Raw genomic sequence first — 18,800 nt, forward strand, 5'->3', positions numbered from 1 at the left:
CTCAGATCTTCTGCGGGACGACCTGGAAGTACACGGCCGTGATGACGAAGTTGACGACGAACAGGAGCATGAAGGTGATGACGACGCTCTGGTTGACAGCGTCGCCGACCCCCTTCGGGCCACCTCCGGCGCCCAGGCCCTTGTAGGCCGCGACCACCGCCGCGATCGCCCCGAAGACGAGCGCCTTGATCTCGGCGGTCCAGAGGTCGGGCAGCTGGGCCAACGCGGTGAAGCTCGCGATGTACGCGCCGGGCGTGCCGCCCTGGACGATGACGTTGAAGACGTAGCCGCCGACGACGCCGACGACCGACACGAGGCCGTTGAGCAGCACCGCGACGAGCATCGAGGCGAGCACGCGCGGCACGACGAGGCGCTGGATCGGGCTGATGCCGAGCACCTCCATCGCGTCGATCTCCTCGCGGATCTTGCGCGAGCCGAGGTCGGCGCAGATGGCCGAGCCGCCGGCCCCGGCGATCAGCAAGGCGGTGACGATCGGGCTGGCCTCGCGCAGCACCGCGAGCACGCTCGCGGCGCCGGTGTAGGACTGCGCGCCGAGCTGACGGGTCAGGGTGCCGAGCTGCAGCGCGATGACCGCACCGAACGGGATCGACACGAGCGCGGTCGGCAGGATCGTGACGCTCGCGATGAACCACGCCTGCTGGATGAACTCCTTGACCTGGAACGGGCGCTTGGGCAGCGCCCGGAACACGTCGAGCGCGAGCGCGAAGAGCGAGCCCGACTGGCGCAGCGCGCCGGTGAGGGGTGCGGCCACGTCAGCCCACCTCCCCCGCGAACGCGGGCGAGCCGGCATACGGGCCCGGGGTGGCGGCAGCCGGCGACGGCGACGGCGACGGCGACGCGATGGCGCCGGCGGCGACGGTCGAGGTCTCGAACGACCCGGGCGGCGGGGTGACGCCGTTCTGGCGGCACCACTCACCCGCGGGGCGCGCCGTGCGCCGCACGGAGCCGTCGCTCGTCGGCAGCTGGAGCGCGATCGGCGGCAGGGGCGGCAGCTCCTGGCCGGACTCGGCCGCCAGCTCGTCGGCGTCCTTCTCCTCGGACATGCCGATGGGCCCGACGCGCTGGGCGTTGAGGAACTGGCGCACGACCGGCTCCTCGGAGCTGAGCAGCATCTCGCGCGGGCCGAACATCGCCAGGTGCCGGTGGTAGAGCAGCCCGATGTTGTCGGGCACCGTGCGGGCGGTGTTGATGTCGTGCGTGACGATGAGGAAGGTCGCCTCGATCTGCGCGTTGAGGTCGACGATGAGCTGGTTGAGGTACGCGGTGCGCACCGGGTCGAGGCCCGAGTCGGGCTCGTCGAAGAGGATGATCTCGGGGTCGAGCACCAGGGCCCGGGCGAGGCCCGCGCGCTTGCGCATGCCGCCGGAGATCTCGCCGGGCAGCTTGCCCTCGGCGCCCTGCAGGCCGACCAGGTCGATCTTCTCGCCGACGATCCGCTTGATCTCCGCCTCGGTCTTCTTCGTGTGCTCGCGGAGGGGGAACGCGATGTTGTCGTAGAGGTTCATCGACCCGAAGAGCGCGCCGTCCTGGAAGAGCACTCCGAAGAGCTTGCGCACCTCGTAGAGGTCGTGCTCGCGCAGCCGCGTCAGGTCGCGGCCGTTGATGACGATCGAGCCTGTGTCGGGCTTGAGCAGCCCGACGAGCGTCTTGAGGAAGACGGACTTGCCGGTGCCCGAGGGGCCCAGCATGACCGAGATCTCACCCGCGGGAAGCGTGAGGGTCACGTCCCGCCAGATCGTCTGCGACCCGAAGGTCTTGGTCAGCCCGGTGACCGCGATCTCCACACCCATGTGGCATCCACCTATATCTCTCTTGCCGTCTCGACTCGGCTACGGGGGAAACGAGGGGGGCGGGCGGAAGTTACGCGCGAGTTCGGTTTGCCCCTGCGGCGCGTCGGCGGTGGTTACCCTGTGTGCACCGTCACGGAGGAGGGGTGCATGCGAGCGGAGCTGCGCGAGTCGCAGGTGGGTCCCGGCGCCGTGCTCGAGGTCGAGGGCACGCGCCACCGCGTCGTCGGCAGCCTGCGCTTCGACCTCGACGGCATCGTCTGGGGCGAGCACTGCATCACCGCGTCCGGGCCCCGCGAGTGGGTGTCTCTGCGACCGCGCGGTGCCACCTCGATCATCCACTGGCGCCTGCGTGGCGACCTCTTCGGCGACCCCGACCTCGCCGGGATGACGCTCGACGGCCGCCACTGGACCCTCCTCGAGTCCGGCTCGCTGACCTACACCGCCGAGGGCGACACCGGCACCGGCACACGCGGGACGTGCGACTTCGTCGAGTTCACCCACGGCGACGACCTGCTGCTCGTCTTCGAGAGCTTCGACGGCTCGGTCTGGGAGATCAGCGTCGGCCGGCTCGTCGACCCCGCACAGGTGCGCGGCTACCACGAGGCCGCCCGCGCCTGACGTCAGCGGGTGGCGGTCACCTCGTGGCTCACCGTGTCGCCCTCGACGCGCACCGTGAACGCCGCGACGCCCGGCCCACCCGTGCCGCCCTGGTGGCCTAGGCGCGCCAGCACGTCGGCCAGCCGGGTGAAGGTGTCGGGAGTGGGCACCGGGGCCTGGCCGTCCGCGTTGCCGGACAGGCCGGTCAGGCGGTGGTCGGCGTCGAGGGTCAGGGCTGCGGTCAGGCGCTGCACGGACGTGCCGCGCTGGGCCTCGATGCCCTGGCGGAGCACGGCCCCGACCTCGTCGAGCACGGCGCCGACGCCCCTGTCGTCGCTCGCACCCGTCGCCGTATGCCGTGTGGCGGCGTCGCCGGGCCGGGTGGAGTGTCCTTCGCTGAGGAAACCGACGGCCGCGAACTCGATCTTGCCGAAGTCGACCTCGGCGTCGCGCGCGAGCGAGTTGTCGATGACGTACGCGAGGTTGACCGCGAGGTCCTTCATGCCCGGGTGCAGCTGCTGCCCGACGAAGCGGGCGCAGAGCAGCATCGCGTGGACCCGCACCATGGGCCGGCCCTTGCGGTCCTCGACCCGCTGCTCCGGCTCGACCCGTCCTACGTCGAAGCCGTCGCCCGGGTAGAAGTGCACGGGCCTCTCGAGCACGAAGAGCGAGTAGTCGGGTCGGTCGGAGCCGGGCATGAGCCGGTAGAGCTCGCCGTTGAGGGGCAGCTGCCACTCGAGCTCGGGCGGAGCCGTGTCGAAGTGGGTGACGCTCACCAGCGGGCCGTAGCGGCCGGCCGCCGTGGAGGACCGGTTGGGTGCCGGTGCCGGCACCGGGTCGGGCGTCGGAGCGGCCCCGGCCCCGGCGCCGGCGGCCGGGCCGTCAGGCACGGGGTGGGGCGCGAGGGGGACGGGCGGACCCGACTGGCCGGCAGCGGAATCGGGGTGCTCCCGCGGCGCAGCCGGCGCGGACGCCGAGGTGTCATCGCCAGACCTGAACGTGCGCGACAGCCATCCCATGCGGGCAAACCTACCCGGCAGCGCAGCAGAATCCTGCGGGCGTCGGTGCGGCGCATCCGGGGTGTCGATGCGTCAAGGTGGCGAGGGGCCGGTCGTGCCTGACCTGCCGCTGGTGGAGGACAGGGACTGCGCGCGCCTCCGGGTGCGCATGGCCGGCCCGATCCACTGCGGCCCGGGCGGCCCGCTCGTGGTTACGGTGGGTGGGTGACGACAGTGAGCAAGGACGCTCCCGACCTGCCCGCCCTCGACGACCTCGCCGCGACGCTGGCTCCGGGCGCGCTGCTGACCGAGCCCGACAGCACCGCCGCCTACCGCTTCGACTACACGGCCGACGCCGGGGCAGGCACACCGCTCGCGGTGGTGCGGGCCACATCGGCGGCCGACGTGCAGGCGACGGTGCGCTGGGCCGGCGCACACGGCATACCCGTGGTGCCCCGCGGCGCGGGCAGCGGCCTGTCGGGTGGCGCCAACGCCGTCGACGGCTGCATCGTGCTGAGCCTCGAGCGGATGCGCGCCGTCGAGATCGACCCGACGACGCGGACGGCCGTCGTCGAGCCGGGGGCCCTCAACGCCGAGGTCAAGCGGGCTGCGGCGCAGCACGGCCTGTGGTACCCACCCGACCCGTCCTCCTTCGAGATCTGCTCGATCGGCGGCAACGTCGCGACGAACGCGGGTGGCCTGTGCTGCGTGAAGTACGGCGTCACCACAGACTACGTGCTCGGCCTGGACGTCGTGCTCGCTGACGGAACGCTCGTGCGGCTGGGCGGCCAGCGGGTCAAGGACAGCGCCGGCCTCTCGCTCGTCAAGCTCTTCGTGGGGAGCGAGGGCACCCTGGGCGTCGTGACCCGCGCGACCCTGCGGCTCGTCCCCGCGCAGGCACCACCCGCCACGCTCGTCGCCACCTTCGACGACGTCGAGGCGGCCGCACGCGTCGTCGTCGCCATCGGCGCCAGCATGCGGGCCTCGATGATGGAGCTCATGGACCAGGCCTCGATCAACGCCGTCGAGGACCACCGCAGCATGGGCCTCGACCGCAGCGCCGGTGCGATGCTGCTCGCGCAGTCCGATGCGCCGGGTGCGGCGCGCGGTGAGGAGATTGCCGAGATGGAGCGCATCTGCTCCGCCGGCGGCGCCCGCGAGTGCTTCACCACGACCGACGCCGACGAGGGCGAGATGTTCGTCGCCGCACGCCGGTCGGCGATCGTCGCCATCGAGCGGCGCGGCGCCATCATGCTCGAGGACGTCGGCGTGCCCGTGCCCCGCCTGCCCGAGCTGCTTACCGGCATCGCGGCGATCGCAAGACGGCGCGAGGTCGAGATCCCGGTCGTCGCCCACGCCGGCGACGGCAACACGCACCCGATCGTCGTGCACCCGCCGGCCGACCCCGACGCCAAGGATCGGGCGGCCCTGGCCTTCTCCGAGGTGATGAGCCTCGCGATCAGCCTCGGCGGCACGATCACCGGCGAGCACGGGGTCGGCCGCCTCAAGCGCGCGGCCCTGCCCGAGCAGCTCGGCCCTGACGTCATGGCCCTCACCCACCGCATCAAGAACGCCCTCGACCCGCAGGGCATCCTCAACCCCGGAGCCGCATTCTGATGACGACCAGGCCCCCCACCACCTCGCCCCGCCCCGTCGCCGAGCGCCACCTCTTCGGGCCGGGCCCCTGCAACCCCTACCCCGAGGCCACCCTCGCGCTCGCGGCGCCCCTGCTCGGCCACCTCGACCCCGACTTCCTCGCGGTGATGGACGAGACGTGCGACCTGCTCAGGTACGTCTGGGGCACCGACAACCGTCGTACGCTCCCGCTCTCGGCCACGGGCTCGGCCGGCATGGAGGCCGCCTTCGTCAACACCGTCTCCCCCGGCGACGTCGTCGTCGTCGCCGTCAACGGGCTCTTCGGTGAGCGCATGGTCGACGTGGCCGGTCGGCACGGCGCCGAGGTCGTCCGGGTCGACCACGCGTGGGGTACCCCCGTCGACGCCGAGCGCGTCGCCGCCGCCCACCCGTCGCCGAAGATCATCGCCGCCGTGCACGCCGAGACCTCGACCGGCGTCCGCTCCGACATCGCCGCGCTCGGCGCGGTCAAGGGCGACGCCCTGCTCCTCGTCGACGCCGTGACGAGCATCGGCGGCATCGAGCTGCGCGCTGACGACTGGGGCGTCGACATCGGCTACGCCGGCACCCAGAAGTGCCTCGGCGTCGCCCCCGGCCTCGCCCCCTTCACGATCAGCGACCGCGCGTTCGAGCGCCGCGTCGAGAAGCCGTCGTCGTGGTACCTCGACCTCGGGCTGCTCGGCGGCTACGTCGGAGAGGCCTCCGGCGCGGGCAAGCGCACCTACCACCACACCGCCCCGACGGCGATGGTCGCGAGCCTGCACGCCGGGCTGCGCCGCGTCGCCGACGAGGGGCTCGAGGAGGTGTGGGACCGTCACGCCGAGGCCGGCCGTCTCCTGCAGGACGGTCTCGAGGAGATGGGTCTCGAGCTGTTCGCGCAGGAGGGCTCACGCCTGCCGGAGCTGACGACGGTGCGGGTGCCCGACGGGGTCGACTCGGCGGCCGTTCGCGGCTACCTGCTCGAGCGGCACAACCTCGAGATCGGAGCCGGCGTCGGCGAGTTCGCCTCCACGGTCTGGCGCATCGGTCTCATGGGCCACAACGCCCGCCCCGACCGTGTCGCCCTCGTCCTCGCCGCACTCATGGACGCCCTGACCCACACCGCCTGACCGCGGGGCCGCCACGTGGGGAGCAGGGCGCGGCGGTGGGCGCGGCATCGGCGGCGGCCACCGGGCATACGCAAGGAACGGGTGGGCTGGGACGGCCGCCGACGCTCCACGCCGCGAGCGCCGCCACGGCCCGCGCCCAGCCAGCCGACGCCCGCGGCAGAGCAAGCGAAAGGCGGGCCCGACCAGTGGTCGGACCCGCCTTCGCGGTAGAGCAGTGATCCCGGCCGGGCCGGGTCAGATCACTTGAGCTCGACGGTGGCGCCGGCGCCCTCGAGCTGCTCCTTGGCCTTCTCGGCCGCAGCCTTGTCGACACCCTCGAGAACGGGCTTGGGGGCGCCGTCGACGAGGTCCTTGGCCTCCTTGAGGCCGAGGCTCGTGAGCGCGCGGACCTCCTTGATGACCTGGATCTTCTTGTCGCCGGCGGCGGTGAGAACGACGTCGAACGAGTCCTTCTCCTCCTCCTCGACGGCGGCAGCGCCGCCACCGGCAGCCGCGGGGGCGGCGGCAACGGGGGCAGCAGCGGTGACCTCGAAGGTCTCCTCGAACTGCTTCACGAACTCGGAGAGCTCGATGAGGGTCATCTCCTTGAAAGCGTCAAGGAGCTCGTCGGTGCTGAGCTTCGCCATGGTGGCTTCCTTCCTAGATATTGCCGTGAGTGGCGTGTTGTTGAATCGAGCTGGTGCGCAGGTGCGCGATCAGCTCTCGTCGCCACCCTCGGCGACGTCGGTGGTTGCCTCGGCGGCCGGAGCCTCCGTGGCGGGAGCCTCGTCGGCGGCAGCCGGCGTGGCGGGACCCTGCGCCTCGACCTTCTGGCGCAGGGCGTCGACCACGCGGGCCGTCTGCGACAGAGGAGCGACGAAGAGGTAGGCGGCCTTGTTGAGGGAGCCCTTCATGGCACCCGCAAGCTTGGCCAGCAGAACCTCGCGGGACTCGAGGTCCGCGAGCTTCGTGATCTCCTCGGGGGACAAGGCCTTGCCGTCGAGGACGCCGGCCTTGATCACGAGGAGGGGGTGTGCCTTGGCGAAGTCACGCAGACCCTTGGCCGCCTCGACCGGGTCACCGGTGACGAAGGCGATGGCCGACGGGCCCTGGAGGTGGCCGTCGAAGGCCGAGATCCCGGCCTCCTTCGCGGCGAGCTCCGTGAGCGTGTTCTTGACCACGGCGTAGGTGGCGTGCTCTCGGATCGAGTTGCGCAGCTCGGAGAGCTGCTTCACGGTCAGGCCGCGGTACTCGGTGAGAACGGCCGCACCGGACTCGCGGAACTTGTCCGCGATCTCGGCAATGGCTGCGCTCTTCTCGGCGTTCGCCATCTGGGCCTCCTTCCCTTGCGTGGTGACGCCGGCGAAGGGGCCCGGAGGGCCTGCACGAGAAGAGCCCCGGCGCAGGGCGCTCGGGGCTCGAAGCGGCATACTCGACGTATGCCGTGAGGCTGAGTGTCCTGCGCTGGCTGCCCGCATCGTGCGGGACCTTCGAGAGATCGTGGTTGCCCACGCCCTCCAACCGGCGGTCATTGGTCGTGGACCAGAGTACGGGCAGTCCCCCGTCCCGACCAAATCGGGGCCGCACGTGCTCGGCCGCCCGCGCGTCACGGGTGCGCTGCTCGCAATACGCGGGTAGGTGACCTAGCGTGACCCGTATGGCGCGAGGCAGCGTGGAACGCCGCCCCACCCCCCGTCAACGGCAGGCGATCCGCCGACGACGCACGTGGGCGGGTCTGGCCGTCATGCTCTGCGTCGCCGCGGACGTCTGGTCGGTGACGGGCGCGGGAGCCCGCGAGCCGGTGACGCCGGCCGGGCTCTTCAGCGTCGACCGGGTGGCCCTGGCCGCGGGGTTCGCCCCGGCCGTCGCCGTCGACCAGGTCGAACGTGTGCCCGACGCGCAGGTCGACTCACAAGCTGGGTCGTTGGGCGAAGAGGCGGCCGGTGCCGGCGCGTCTGCCACCAGGGCGGCCACCACGGGTGCGGCTGCGAAGGCGGCCGCCGGCTCGAGCGCCGGCGCCGCGAACGACGGCAAGGACGCGAAGGGCGCGGTCATCGAGTCGGGCACCGGGCGCTTCACGGTCGTGGCCGTGCCGGCCAAGGCCGTACGCCCGGCCCCGTCGGGCGGACGTGCGGTGCGCTACACGGTCGAGCTCGAGGGCGGCCTCGACGTGTCCGGCGAGCAGCTGGCCACTGTGGTCGGCACCGTCCTGACCGACCCCCGGGGGTGGCAGGCCAAGGATGGCGTCCGGTTCGTCAACGTCTCCCCCGCCGCAGCCTCGAAGGGGGCAGGCATCGACCTGCGGATCACTCTCGCCAGCCCGAACACCACCGACAAGCTGTGCGCGCCGCTCCAGACCCGCGGCCAGGTGAGCTGCCACAACACGGGACGCGTCGTGCTCAACCTGCGCCGGTGGGTGCTCGGCGCCGACGCGTACGGCACCGACATCGCCGGCTACCGCACCTACCTCGTCAACCACGAGGTAGGTCACGGCATCGGCCACGCCCACGCGTACTGCGGCGGACCGGGCAAGGTCGCGCCCGTGATGATGCAGCAGACCTACGGCCTCAAGGGCTGCACCGCCTGGCCCTGGCCCACCGCGAAGCCCGCCTGACGGGCGGCGTGCGTGCTCCACTCCGAACCAGCCCGGTGAGCGCGCGTGGATGGAAGCTACGCGGGAACCGGACTGGGCCCAACGCGATACGGTGAGCCGGTAGAGGCTCAGGCCAATTTGCTGTTCGAGTAGCCGATCCTGACGACCGACCCCGTCGGCAGCCCACCGACCGCCCTGTTGAGCACGACCTCGAGCATGATGACCTCGAGCGAGCTGGATGTCCTCGTGACCTTGTGGAAGGTCACCGTACCGAGCGACGGGATGGTCACGACCGTGTTGGGTCGGACGGTGTCGCTGATGGTCGGGAACCCTGCCACCTTGAGGCCGACGAACCGCGACGAGTCGCGCGCCGTCGGGGCCAGAACGCCCGACTGGGCGACGGAGGTGTCGGCGGTGACGGCCGAGGCGGTGATGACGCCCAGCAGCACGTTTGGCGACGCGATGGCATTTTTCACCGTTACGGACCTGCTGCTCGACGAGGTCGCGGACCGCGTCGTCGTCTGCGTCGTGCCGGACGTGAGCAGCCCCGGCACCGAGACGTGGGCGACGCTGCTCGCCGCGTCACCCGTCGAGCATCGCGGGTAGACGAGTGCAGTGGGCGAGGACAGTACCCGCCCGTCGAGGGCCGTCACCGACGTGGCGTAGCCCTTGCCGCCGACCAGTCCCCTCAGGGGCGCCGAGAGGTAGGCCTTCGACTGGGCGACGTCGATGCGCGAGCCCACCGGCAGCCCGAGTGGGTTGCTGCTGTCGATGAGCACGGTGACGGCGGCCGTCGCGACCCGGAGCTCGCCGTTGGAGGTGACCCGCTCCTGCTTGTTGACGATAGCCGTAGCGAACGGGACCTTGCCCACCTGCCCGAACCGGATGCGGGTGTTGGGCCCCGTGCTCGCGCTCACGCGCCGTCCGGAGATGACTAGGTTGCTGAGCACCGCCGCGTTGCGGCCGGTGTACTTCGAGGCCGTGTCGACCGAGGCCGTGCTCGTCGTGGACAGGGCGTCGGCCCGCACGAGGCCCCCGAGCAGGTTCACCCCCGCGACGCGCGACGTCGATGTGCTCGACCTGCTCGTCAGGGTTTGTGCCGAACGTGCGGACGTCGTGACGGCCCCGGTCGAACCGGCGACGGGGAGAGTGGCCGACGCGATGCTGCCCGAGGTGCCCTTCGGCGCAACGGTCGTGCACCCTATGGAACTCAGGGCGCTCGGGCCGGAGCGGACGACACCGCCGGCAGTGAGCTGAGTCCCGAACGCCTGCGCGGTGAAGGCGACCTGGGGAAGTGCGGCTGCGGCTGCCGGTGTGGCAGCGACCGGTGCGGCCATGCCTGAGATGGCCGCCGCGGCAAGGACTGCGGTGAGTTTCCTGTTCATCTGACGTGCTCCTGTCATCGATGCCCCGCCATCGATCCCCTGACCGATGTACATGGATCAACGACTCGACCACGTGAGACGTTATGCGTCGAATGGTGGGAATGTGGTAGGCGCCTGCTTTGTCAGACACGGGGCGGCCGAGAGACGACCGAGGCCGCCCTAGGGACGGCCTCGGTCGGCATGCTGCAAGGATCAGCGAGGGTGCACGACCATCGCCGAGCCACCGCCGCGGCGCACCGTCTCGGCGGCCGCCTCGAACAGACCGCCGTCGAGGCTGCGGATCGCCGTGACCGCACCGATCTCGTTCGGTGTGCCGGCCGATGCGAGCTTGTGGCCGAGCGCGGTCAGGGCGGCACCGGTGGGCCCGTCGAGGATCGCCGGTTCTGCGCCCTCGGTGCTGCCGTTGCGCGAGCTGAGGCGCGGCGCCGCGATGGCGTCGACCAGCGGCAGCCCACGGTCGAGGTAGCCGAGGATCGTCTGCGACACCGAGGTGATGATGGTGGCCCCACCCGGAGAGCCGACGGCGAGGAACGGCTTGCCGTCCTGAAGCAGGATCGTCGGGCTCATCGACGAGCGCGGCCGCTTGCCGGGGCCCGGGAGGTTCGGGTCGGGCGCGTCGCCCTGGGTCGGGGCGAAGTTGAAGTCGGTCAGCTCGTTGTTGAGCAGGAAGCCATAGCCCGGCACCGTGATGCCCGAGCCACCCGTCTGCTCGATGGTGAGGGTGTAGGAGGCGACGTTGCCCCACCGGTCTGCCACGGTCAGGTGCGTGGTCGACTGCCCCTCGCTGGGCTGTGCCGACACAGGTGCGGTGGCGCACGAGGTGTATGAGCCGTCAGGGACGCCCGGCGGGATGGGCCGCGGCGAGTAGGCCTTGGCCGGGTCGAAGAGGCAGGCGCGCTCGCCGGCGAAGCCGGTGCTCGTCAGCTCACCGACGGGGACGCCCGGCACGTCGCCGACGTAGCGGTTGCGGTCGGCGAAGGCCGTGGCCGACGCCTCGGAGAAGCGGTGGAGGTACTGCACCTGGTCGACGTCGCGCGTCGTCACGCCGGTGCGCTGCTCGTAAGCCGTCATGAGGTTGAGGATCTCGGCGACGGCGATGCCACCCGAGCTGGGGACCGGCATCCCGTAGACGTCGAACCCCTTGTACTGCGAGTGGATCGGCGCCTTGGTCAGCGCCCGGTAGGAGGCGAGGTCGCGCAACGTCAGCTGCCCGCCCATGACGCTCACGCCCGGCGCCGTGTGCGGCGCGTTCGACTCTCGGACGATCGCCTCACCCAGGCGCCCGCGGTAGAGCACGTCGGTGCCCCGCGTGCGCAGCGCGCGGTAGGCCTTGGCCATGTCGGGGTTGCGGAACACGGAGCCCACGACCGGCGGCTGGTTGCCCGGCAGGAAGACCCGCTGGGTCTCGGGGAACTTGCGGAAGCGGTCGGCGTTCTGCGCGGTCTGGTCGCGGAAGGTCTGGTCGACGACGAAGCCCTGCGCCGCGAGCCGCTCGGCCGGCTTGAGCGCGGCGTTGAGCGAGAGCGTGCCGTGGTCGCGCAGAGCCTTGGCCCAGAGGGCCGGCGTGCCCGGGACACCCACTGACAGGCCGGAGCTGACCACCGTCGGGAAGTCGAGCGCATTGCCCGTCGCGGGGTCGGTGAACGTCTTGTCGGTGAACGTCGCCGGAGCCGTCTCGCGCCCGTCGATGGTCGACACCTTCTTCGAACGGGAGTCGTAGTAGACGAGGAACCCGCCGCCGCCGATGCCGGCGCTGTAGGGCTCCGTGACGCCGAGTGCGGCGGCTGTCGCGACGGCGGCGTCGGCGGCGTTGCCGCCCCGTGCCAGCACGTCGATGCCGACCTGCGAGGCGTCGCGGTCGACGGAGCTGACCGCCCCGCCGGACCCGACCATGACCGGCGCCTTGGGCAGCGTCGTCGGCTGGCCGTGCCAGCCCCTGTCGCGCTGCGGTGACGGCGCCACCGTGGGCTGGGCTCCCGCGGTCGTGGGGAGCAGCGAGAGCGGGAGGCCGACGACGAGAGCGCCGAGGACCCATCGGGAACGTGTCGTGGTGCGTGCGCTGAGACGACTCATCTTTCGACCGTACCCGCGCAAACCCCGCGGATCGCGTCGAGCACCCCACCGATCCGAGGTGACGGAGTGTTCTCTCGATCGGGCTGACGGGGGCGCTCCCGTGCGCGGCGCGGTGACGGAGCGTTCTCTCGATCGGGCTGACAGGGATGGCCCGTGCTCGGCGCGGTGACGGAGCGTTCTATCGATGGGGGAACGCGAGAGCCCGCCACCCCAGAGGGTGACGGGCTCTCGGTGCGTCGGGTCAGGCGATCAGGCCTGCTCCTCCTCGACGAGGAGGTTGCGCGTCTTGGAGAAGTCGAGCGGGATGCCCGGGCCCATCGTCGTGGAGACGGTGGCCTTCTCGATGTAGCGGCCCTTGGAGCTGGCCGGCTTGAGACGCAGGATCTCCTCGAGGGCAGCGGCGTAGTTCTCGACGAGCTTGGCCTCGTCGAAGGACGCCTTGCCGATGATGAAGTGGAGGTTCGCGTGCTTGTCGACGCGGAACTCGATCTTGCCGCCCTTGATGTCGGCGACGGCCTTGGCGACGTCCATCGTCACGGTGCCGGTCTTCGGGTTCGGCATGAGGCCACGCGGGCCGAGCACCTTGCCGAGTCGACCGACCTTGCCCATGAGGTCAGGGGTCGCGACGACGGCGTCGAAGTCGAGCCAGCCGCCCTGGACCTTCTCGAGCAGGTCGTCGGAGCCGACGTGGTCGGCGCCGGCCTCACGGGCGGCCTCGGCCTTGTCGCCGTTGGCGAAGACGAGGACGCGGGCGGTCTTGCCCGTGCCGTGCGGCAGGTTGACCGTGCCGCGGACAGCCTGGTCGGCCTTGCGCGGGTCGACGCCGAGGCGCATCGCGACCTCGACGGTCTCGTCGTACTTGGCCTTCGCGGTCTGCTTGGCGACGCGGACGGCCTCGAGCGGGGCGTAGACCTTGCCGGGCTGGACGAGCTCGGCGGCTGCGCGGTAGTTCTTGCTGCGCTTCATGGAACTGCTCCTTGCGTGGATTTCGTGGAGTCGTGGTGCGGGCCAGCGCTGGCCCTCCCACGTGGCCGACGGCACACGGTCCGTATGCCGTGCGGCCGGGGTGACGATCGAGCTGAGAGCTGGGCTCAGAGCTCGGTGTCGATGCCCATCGAGCGAGCGGTGCCGGCGATGATGCGCGCCGCCATCTCCTCGTCGTTGGCGTTGAGGTCTTCCATCTTCTGGCGGGCGATCTCGAGGACCTGGTCGCGCGAGAGCTTGGCGACCTTGGTCTTGTGCGGCTCACCCGAGCCCTTGGCGACGCCGGCAGCCTTCTTGATGAGCTCGGCGGCCGGCGGGGTCTTCGTCACGAAGGTGAACGAGCGGTCCTCGTAGACCGTGATCTCGACCGGGATGACGTTGCCGCGCTGGGACTCCGTCGCGGCGTTGTACGCCTTGACGAACTCCATGATGTTGACGCCGTGCTGGCCGAGGGCCGGGCCGACGGGCGGGGCGGGGGTGGCCTGACCGGCCTGGATCTGCAGCTTGATGAAGCCGGAGACCTTCTTCTTGGGGGGCATGGGTGCCTACCTTCTTCGTTGTGGGCCGACGCCGTGGGCGATGACCCGGTTGCATGCCGGTGCGGTGTGCCGCACCGAACGTGGTGGGACCTTGCTCAGATCTTGGCGACCTGGGCGAAGGAGAGCTCGACCGGGGTCTCCCGGCCGAAGATCGAGACGAGCACCTTGAGCTTCTGCGTGTCGGTGTTGATCTCGGAGATGGTGGCGGGAAGGGTCTCGAAGGGCCCCTCCATGACGGTGACCGACTCGCCGACCTCGAAGTCGACGACGCGGACGTCCTTCGGGGCGCTGGATTTCGCGCCGGCCGTGCCCTCGGCGGAGGCGGCGGCCTCGAAGGTCGGGGCGAGCATCGTGAAGACCTCGTCGATCGACAGCGGCACGGGCTGGTGCGCGTTGCCGACGAAGCCGGTCACACCCGGCGTGTGGCGCACGGCGCCCCAGCTCTCGTCGGTGAGGTCCATGCGGACGAGGACGTACCCGGGCATCCGGACGCGACGGACCTGCTTCTTCTGGCCGTTCTTGATCTCGGTGACCTCCTCCATGGGGACCTCGATCTCGAAGATGAAGTCCTCCATGTTGAGGGTCTGGATGCGCGTCTCGAGGTTCGCCTTCACGCGGTTCTCGTAGCCCGCGTAGGAGTGGATGACGAACCAGTCGCCGAAGCGGCTGCGCAGGTCGGCCTTGAAGTCGGCGACCGGGTCGCCGCTGCCGGTGGCGACGGGGGCGTCGGCGTCCTCGGCCTCGTCGGCGTCCTCGGTCTCGTCGGCGTCCACGGTCTCGTCGGACTCGTCGGCGTCGGTGGTCTCAGCGGCCTCGTCGGTGGTCTCGACTGCGGTCTCGTCGGTGGCCTCGGCGTCCTCAGCACCCGGGGCGACGTCGGAGGCCGAGAGCTCGTCGGACAGGTCCGTGGGGTCGACGACATCGGTCCCGGTGCTCTCGCCGTTCGGGGCGCCCTCGTGGGCGAACTGCTCGGACACGCTCTGACCTACTTCCTTGCTCGTGGACCAGCCGGTGGCGGCTGGCGGTGACATCCCGGGGCGCCGGCGAGGCGCCCGCGCGTCAGATCGTCGCGCCGGTGAGGGCCCACGAGATCAGCTTGCTCAGACCGAAGTCGAGCCCCGACACGAGGGCCATCATGATCACGACGAACACGACCACGACGGTGGTGTAGCGCACGAGCTCGGGGCCCGTGGGCCGCACGACCTTGCGCAGCTCGTCGAGGATCTGGCGAACGAAGAGGCTGATCGCGCCGAGGAACCGCGACACCGGGTTGCCGCCACGGGCCTTGTCAGCCCGGCCGGACCCGCGCTTGGCGCTCGTCTCCGTCACGATTCCTTCTTTCTGCCTGGGTTTCGGCCCGCGACAGCGCCCCGGCTCGTGGGGTGTCCACGTCGGGGCGAGAGCCGCGTGCCGCCTTGCACGACGACCACATCACTGGGATGCGCAGGGCAAGAGGGACTCGAACCCCCAACCGCTGGTTTTGGAGACCAGTGCTCTACCAATTGAGCTATTGCCCTTCGCCGTGACCGTTGGGGCGGTCGCGGCGGGACGGCATGCGTCAGCATGGCCAGCGAAGCCGTCCGAGGGTCGATCATACGGGACGATCCGAGTGCAAAGCCAACCGAGCCGCGCCCGGGCCCGATCGGCGCGCCCGACCCCCTGGCGAGCGCACCACCCGTGCAGTATCCGTGCACCGTCCGTGCACTGTCCCGGGACGACCCGGGCACCACCCGGCATACGGACCGGGCTGCTCGCGAGCACACCCGAGTGGCAGGATCGGGAAGGTGACGAACCCGCGCACCGCCCTCGCGTCCCTGTCCGACGACGACCTGGCCGGCTTCCTCGCCGAGCAGCGTGAAGCCTACGCGGCCCTCAAGGCCCGCGGGCTCAAGCTCGACCTCACGCGGGGCAAGCCGTCGGCCGCGCAGCTCGACCTCTCGAACGACCTGCTGACGCTGCCGTCGACGACGAAGGACCGTGCCGGCGTCGACGTGCGCAACTACGGCGGCCTCGAGGGCCTGGCCGAGCTGCGCGAGATGTTCGCCGAGCTGCTCTGGGTGGAGCCGTCGCAGGTCGTCGCGGGCGGCAACTCGAGCCTGACGATGATGTACTCCACGATCGTCGACTTCCTGCTCTTCGGCGGCGTCGACTCCCCTCGGCCGTGGTCGGAGGAGGAGAAGGTCCGCTTCGTCTGCCCGGTCCCGGGCTACGACCGCCACTTCTCGATGCTCGCCTCGTTCGGCATCGAGATGGTCACCGTCGACATGCACGACGACGGCCCCGACGTCGCCGCGGTCGAGGCGCTCGTCAAGGACGACCCGAGCATCAAGGGCATCTGGATCGTGCCGACCTACGCCAACCCGTCGGGCGCCGTCGTGTCGCAGGAGGTCGCGGCCCGCCTCGCGGCGATGCCCGCCGCGGCCCCCGACTTCACGATCTTCTGGGACAACGCCTACGCCTTCCACCACCTCACCGAGGACGAGGCCAAGAGCGCCGACATCCTCACGCTCGCCGCGGCGTCGGGACACCCGAACCGCCCGATCATGTTCGCCTCGACGTCGAAGATCACGTTCGCCGGCGCCGGCGTCGCCGTGCTCGCGGCCAGCGAGGCCAACGTGAAGTGGTACCTGGGGCACCTGTCGATGAGCTCGATCGGGCCCGACAAGGTCAACCACCTGCGGCACGTCGAGTTCTTCAAGGACGCCGACGGCGTGCGGGCCCACATGCGCGGCCACCGCGACATCATCGCGCCCAAGTTCGCGGCCGTCGACCAGGCGCTGACCGAAGGCCTGGAGGGCCTCGAGGTGGCGGAGTGGACCCGCCCGACCGGTGGCTACTTCGTCAACCTCGACGTGCTCGACGGCACGGCGTCGCGGGTCGTGGCCCTGGCCAAGGAGGCCGGCATCGCCCTCACGCCGGCAGGCGCGTCCTTCCCGCTCGGGCGCGACCCGCGCGACCGCAACATCCGGCTCGCCCCCACCTTCCCCGTGCTCGACGAGGTGCGCACCGCCATGGCCGGCGTCGCCACCTGCGTCGCCCTCGCCGCCGCCGAGAAGGTGACCGCCGACCGGTCCGCCGGGGTAGGGGACGTGAGCGACGCCGCAGCGTCGACGACCGAGTCCGCCACCGAAGGAGCCGCCCGATGAGCGAAGACAACGAGAACATCGACGACGACCTCACCAGCTACAGCGTCGACGACGAGGACCAGCTCCAGCCCGAGGACACCCTCGAGGACGGTGAGCTGGAGGACGTCCTCGACCGCGGCTACTCCCCCAACGACCGGCCGCAGGGCGTCACCGCGCATGGCACGACGGCGTACGAGGAGTCGATCGACGAGACGATCGACGAGCGCATCCTCCAGGAGGAGCCCGACCCGAGCTCCGCCTACGGTCGGCCCGACAACGAGAGCGGCCTCGACGACGACCGCATCGGCGGCGACGACCCCGACTCGATCGACGCCGAGGACGACTGGCTCGGTGACAACGAGGTCGGCGACGCGCGCGCCGGACGTCTCGTCGCCGACGACGAGGGCGCCCACGACGACGACGAGAAGCAGGCGTGGGCCAGCGATGTCGGCGTCGACGGCGCCGGCGCCTCGGCCGAGGAGGCTGCGATGCACGTCGTCGACGAGATCGCCGACGAGCCCGACGAGCGCTGAGCGGCTCTCCCCTGTCCCGTATGCCGGGTAGCCGGCCGGGCGGGCCGGCGGGCGCGGCCGGCCGGTCCGGCGCGAGCGCCGGGTGACACACTTGCCCGCATGACGCGTGCGGTGGAGACCCTCCCCAAGGCCCACCTGCACCTGCACTTCACCGGCTCCATGCGCATCGGAACCGTGCGCGACCTCGCGGCGCAACACGGCATCCGGCTGCCCGACGCTCTGGTGAAGGGGTGGCCACCGCGGCTGGCCCGCGCCACCGACGAGCGCGGCTGGTTCCGCTTCCAGCGTCTCTACGACGCCGCACGTGCCTGCGTGCGCACCGAGGCCGACATGCGTCGCATCGTGCGCGAGGCGGCCGAGGACGACGCCGCCGAGGGCTCCCGCTGGCTGGAGATCCAGGTCGACCCGACGTCGTACGCACCCTTCGTGGGCGGCATCACGCCGGCCCTGGAGATCGTCCTCGACGAGGCGCGTGCCGTCTCGTCGGAGGGCCGCATCGGCGTCGGTGTCGTCGTCGCCGCGAGCCGCATGCGCCACCCGCTGGAGGCGCGCACCCTCGCCAGACTGGCCGCCCACCACGCCGGCGAGGAGGCCGGCGACGTCGTCGGCTTCGGACTCTCGAACGACGAACGGCGCGGGCTCGTGGCCGACTTCGCCCCGGCCTTCGCCATCGCCCGCAAGGCCGGGCTCGCGCTCGTGCCGCACGGGGGTGAGCTGCTCGGCGCCCAGTCGGTGATGGAGACGCTGGAGCACCTCGATCCCGACCGCATCGGGCACGGCGTGCGCAGCGTCGAGGACCCGCAGGTGCTCGACGCCGTCGCCGAGGCCGGCGTCACGCTCGAGGTGTGCCCGGGCAGCAACGTCGCCCTCGGCGTCTACGCCGACCCCTCCGAGGTGCCGCTGCGCCGCATCGTCGACTCGGGGATCCCGGTGGCGCTCGGCGCCGACGATCCCCTCCTCTTCGGCTCCCGCCTCGCGGCGCAGTACGCCGCCGCCCGCGTCCTCGGCTTCGACGACGACGGGCTGGCCGGCCTGGCCCGGGGCTCGCTCGAGGGCAGCCGCATGCCGTCCCGACTCCGCGCGGCCGCCCTCGCCGAGGTGGACGAGTGGCTCGCGCAGCCCGGGCAGGAGACCGACCCGGCCGGCACCGGCTACCGGGGGCTGGCCGCCGAGCGTGCCTGAGCGACGGACACCGTGACTCGGGCCACACCGAGGAGTGGGGCACACCGGGGCAAAGCACCCCATGTGCAGGTGGATGTCGGAGTCCGCGCCGGTGCACCGAGTTTGCTCAGGGTCGGTGCGCCCGGTCATGCTGGTGCGGACATGAAGACTCCTGCCGCCGCCCTCGCCCGCCCCTCGACCGCCTCCGGCGCCCACCTCCGACGACTCGCCGTCGTCGGTCTCGTCGCCCCCGTCGTCGCCCTGGCGGCTTGCAGCGG

Annotated in this window: 18 protein-coding genes and 1 tRNA gene; 7 read left to right on the forward strand and 12 right to left on the reverse strand. The window is 71.4% G+C overall.

The features are described 5' to 3' along the window. Nucleotide 1: 1 nt before the first annotated feature. Nucleotides 2-772, reverse strand: a complete 771-nt coding sequence (locus tag ACXR8F_RS02360) for an MlaE family ABC transporter permease (RefSeq protein ID WP_458798573.1) — start codon at nt 770-772, stop codon at nt 2-4. A gap of 1 nt (nt 773) precedes the next feature. After that, a complete protein-coding gene (locus tag ACXR8F_RS02365; RefSeq protein WP_458798574.1) occupies nt 774-1,811 on the reverse strand; it encodes an ABC transporter ATP-binding protein in 1,038 nt (345 codons plus the stop codon). A gap of 147 nt (nt 1,812-1,958) precedes the next feature. On the opposite strand from ACXR8F_RS02365, the gene ACXR8F_RS02370 reads away from it, so the two are divergent. Next, on the forward strand, nt 1,959-2,429 hold the full coding sequence (locus ACXR8F_RS02370; RefSeq protein WP_458798575.1) for a DUF4178 domain-containing protein: 471 nt from the start codon (nt 1,959-1,961) through the stop codon (nt 2,427-2,429). A 2-nt stretch (nt 2,430-2,431) separates the two neighbouring features. On the opposite strand, the gene ACXR8F_RS02375 is transcribed toward ACXR8F_RS02370, so the two are convergent. Next, nucleotides 2,432-3,427, reverse strand: a complete 996-nt coding sequence (locus ACXR8F_RS02375; protein ID WP_458798576.1) for a hypothetical protein — start codon at nt 3,425-3,427, stop codon at nt 2,432-2,434. 213 nt (nt 3,428-3,640) lie between these two features. On the opposite strand from ACXR8F_RS02375, the gene ACXR8F_RS02380 reads away from it, so the two are divergent. Together ACXR8F_RS02380 and ACXR8F_RS02385 are read left to right on the forward strand one after the other, a co-directional pair. Continuing rightward, the gene (locus ACXR8F_RS02380; protein ID WP_458798830.1) at nt 3,641-5,023 is read left to right on the forward strand and encodes an FAD-binding oxidoreductase; all 1,383 of its coding nucleotides are present in this window, start codon (nt 3,641-3,643) and stop codon (nt 5,021-5,023) included. After that, entirely contained in the window at nt 5,023-6,150 is a 1,128-nt protein-coding gene (locus ACXR8F_RS02385; protein ID WP_458798577.1) for a pyridoxal-phosphate-dependent aminotransferase family protein, read from the forward strand. Before ACXR8F_RS02380 ends, ACXR8F_RS02385 begins: the two co-directional genes overlap by 1 nt. A 239-nt stretch (nt 6,151-6,389) precedes the next feature. Here the strand turns inward: ACXR8F_RS02385 and rplL are convergent, their stop codons facing one another. Beyond that, nucleotides 6,390-6,776 (reverse strand): 50S ribosomal protein L7/L12, encoded by a 387-nt coding sequence (gene rplL / locus ACXR8F_RS02390; RefSeq protein WP_045191930.1) that lies wholly within the window; start codon nt 6,774-6,776, stop codon nt 6,390-6,392. A gap of 69 nt (nt 6,777-6,845) precedes the next feature. Next, the gene (rplJ, locus tag ACXR8F_RS02395) at nt 6,846-7,460 is read right to left on the reverse strand and encodes a 50S ribosomal protein L10 (RefSeq protein WP_045191931.1); all 615 of its coding nucleotides are present in this window, start codon (nt 7,458-7,460) and stop codon (nt 6,846-6,848) included. A 326-nt stretch (nt 7,461-7,786) separates the two neighbouring features. Between rplJ and ACXR8F_RS02400 the strand changes: the two genes are divergently transcribed. Then, the gene (locus ACXR8F_RS02400) at nt 7,787-8,743 is read left to right on the forward strand and encodes a DUF3152 domain-containing protein (protein WP_458798578.1); all 957 of its coding nucleotides are present in this window, start codon (nt 7,787-7,789) and stop codon (nt 8,741-8,743) included. 107 nt (nt 8,744-8,850) lie between these two features. On the opposite strand, the gene ACXR8F_RS02405 is transcribed toward ACXR8F_RS02400, so the two are convergent. The 7 genes from ACXR8F_RS02405 to ACXR8F_RS02435 form a co-directional block, all read right to left on the reverse strand. Then, entirely contained in the window at nt 8,851-10,161 is a 1,311-nt protein-coding gene (locus tag ACXR8F_RS02405; protein ID WP_458798579.1) for a choice-of-anchor P family protein, read from the reverse strand. A 138-nt stretch (nt 10,162-10,299) separates the two neighbouring features. Continuing rightward, a complete protein-coding gene (ggt, locus tag ACXR8F_RS02410) occupies nt 10,300-12,180 on the reverse strand; it encodes a gamma-glutamyltransferase (protein ID WP_458798580.1) in 1,881 nt (626 codons plus the stop codon). Nucleotides 12,181-12,429: 249 nt separating this feature from the next. After that, the gene (rplA, locus tag ACXR8F_RS02415; RefSeq protein WP_045191934.1) at nt 12,430-13,146 is read right to left on the reverse strand and encodes a 50S ribosomal protein L1; all 717 of its coding nucleotides are present in this window, start codon (nt 13,144-13,146) and stop codon (nt 12,430-12,432) included. A gap of 125 nt (nt 13,147-13,271) precedes the next feature. After that, nucleotides 13,272-13,703, reverse strand: a complete 432-nt coding sequence (gene rplK / locus ACXR8F_RS02420) for a 50S ribosomal protein L11 (RefSeq protein WP_030194100.1) — start codon at nt 13,701-13,703, stop codon at nt 13,272-13,274. Nucleotides 13,704-13,798: 95 nt separating this feature from the next. Further along, nucleotides 13,799-14,680 (reverse strand): transcription termination/antitermination protein NusG, encoded by an 882-nt coding sequence (gene nusG, locus ACXR8F_RS02425; RefSeq protein ID WP_458798581.1) that lies wholly within the window; start codon nt 14,678-14,680, stop codon nt 13,799-13,801. Between the two features lie 82 nt (nt 14,681-14,762). Then, nucleotides 14,763-15,032 (reverse strand): preprotein translocase subunit SecE, encoded by a 270-nt coding sequence (secE, locus tag ACXR8F_RS02430; protein ID WP_045191936.1) that lies wholly within the window; start codon nt 15,030-15,032, stop codon nt 14,763-14,765. A gap of 115 nt (nt 15,033-15,147) precedes the next feature. After that, nucleotides 15,148-15,220 (reverse strand) — tRNA-Trp (locus tag ACXR8F_RS02435). A 267-nt stretch (nt 15,221-15,487) separates the two neighbouring features. Here ACXR8F_RS02435 and ACXR8F_RS02440 point away from each other — a divergent pair. The 3 genes from ACXR8F_RS02440 (at nt 15,488) to ACXR8F_RS02450 (ending at nt 18,543) form a co-directional block, all read left to right on the forward strand. Continuing rightward, complete coding sequence (locus ACXR8F_RS02440; RefSeq protein ID WP_458798582.1) at nt 15,488-16,849, forward strand: aminotransferase class I/II-fold pyridoxal phosphate-dependent enzyme; 1,362 nt, start codon at nt 15,488-15,490, stop codon at nt 16,847-16,849. Then, on the forward strand, nt 16,846-17,361 hold the full coding sequence (locus ACXR8F_RS02445; RefSeq protein WP_458798583.1) for a DUF5709 domain-containing protein: 516 nt from the start codon (nt 16,846-16,848) through the stop codon (nt 17,359-17,361). Before ACXR8F_RS02440 ends, ACXR8F_RS02445 begins: the two co-directional genes overlap by 4 nt. 99 nt (nt 17,362-17,460) lie before the next feature. Further along, complete coding sequence (locus ACXR8F_RS02450; RefSeq protein ID WP_458798584.1) at nt 17,461-18,543, forward strand: adenosine deaminase; 1,083 nt, start codon at nt 17,461-17,463, stop codon at nt 18,541-18,543. Nucleotides 18,544-18,800: the final 257 nt, after the last annotated feature.

The sequence above is a fragment of the Terrabacter sp. AAH1 genome, from assembly GCF_054456855.1.

Bases quoted from the DNA above. Each gene is read 5' to 3' on its own strand.
- ACXR8F_RS02365 (WP_458798574.1), bottom strand. From the start codon at position 1,811: ATGGGTGTGGAGATCGCGGTCACCGGGCTGACCAAGACCTTCGGGTCG.
- ACXR8F_RS02370 (WP_458798575.1), top strand. From the start codon at position 1,959: ATGCGAGCGGAGCTGCGCGAGTCGCAGGTGGGTCCCGGCGCCGTGCTC.
- ACXR8F_RS02375 (WP_458798576.1), bottom strand. From the start codon at position 3,427: ATGGGATGGCTGTCGCGCACGTTCAGGTCTGGCGATGACACCTCGGCG.
- ACXR8F_RS02385 (WP_458798577.1), top strand. From the start codon at position 5,023: ATGACGACCAGGCCCCCCACCACCTCGCCCCGCCCCGTCGCCGAGCGC.
- rplL (WP_045191930.1), bottom strand. From the start codon at position 6,776: ATGGCGAAGCTCAGCACCGACGAGCTCCTTGACGCTTTCAAGGAGATG.
- rplJ (WP_045191931.1), bottom strand. From the start codon at position 7,460: ATGGCGAACGCCGAGAAGAGCGCAGCCATTGCCGAGATCGCGGACAAG.
- ACXR8F_RS02400 (WP_458798578.1), top strand. From the start codon at position 7,787: ATGGCGCGAGGCAGCGTGGAACGCCGCCCCACCCCCCGTCAACGGCAG.
- ACXR8F_RS02405 (WP_458798579.1), bottom strand. From the start codon at position 10,161: ATGTACATCGGTCAGGGGATCGATGGCGGGGCATCGATGACAGGAGCA.
- ggt (WP_458798580.1), bottom strand. From the start codon at position 12,180: ATGAGTCGTCTCAGCGCACGCACCACGACACGTTCCCGATGGGTCCTC.
- rplA (WP_045191934.1), bottom strand. From the start codon at position 13,146: ATGAAGCGCAGCAAGAACTACCGCGCAGCCGCCGAGCTCGTCCAGCCC.
- rplK (WP_030194100.1), bottom strand. From the start codon at position 13,703: ATGCCCCCCAAGAAGAAGGTCTCCGGCTTCATCAAGCTGCAGATCCAG.
- ACXR8F_RS02445 (WP_458798583.1), top strand. From the start codon at position 16,846: ATGAGCGAAGACAACGAGAACATCGACGACGACCTCACCAGCTACAGC.
- ACXR8F_RS02450 (WP_458798584.1), top strand. From the start codon at position 17,461: ATGACGCGTGCGGTGGAGACCCTCCCCAAGGCCCACCTGCACCTGCAC.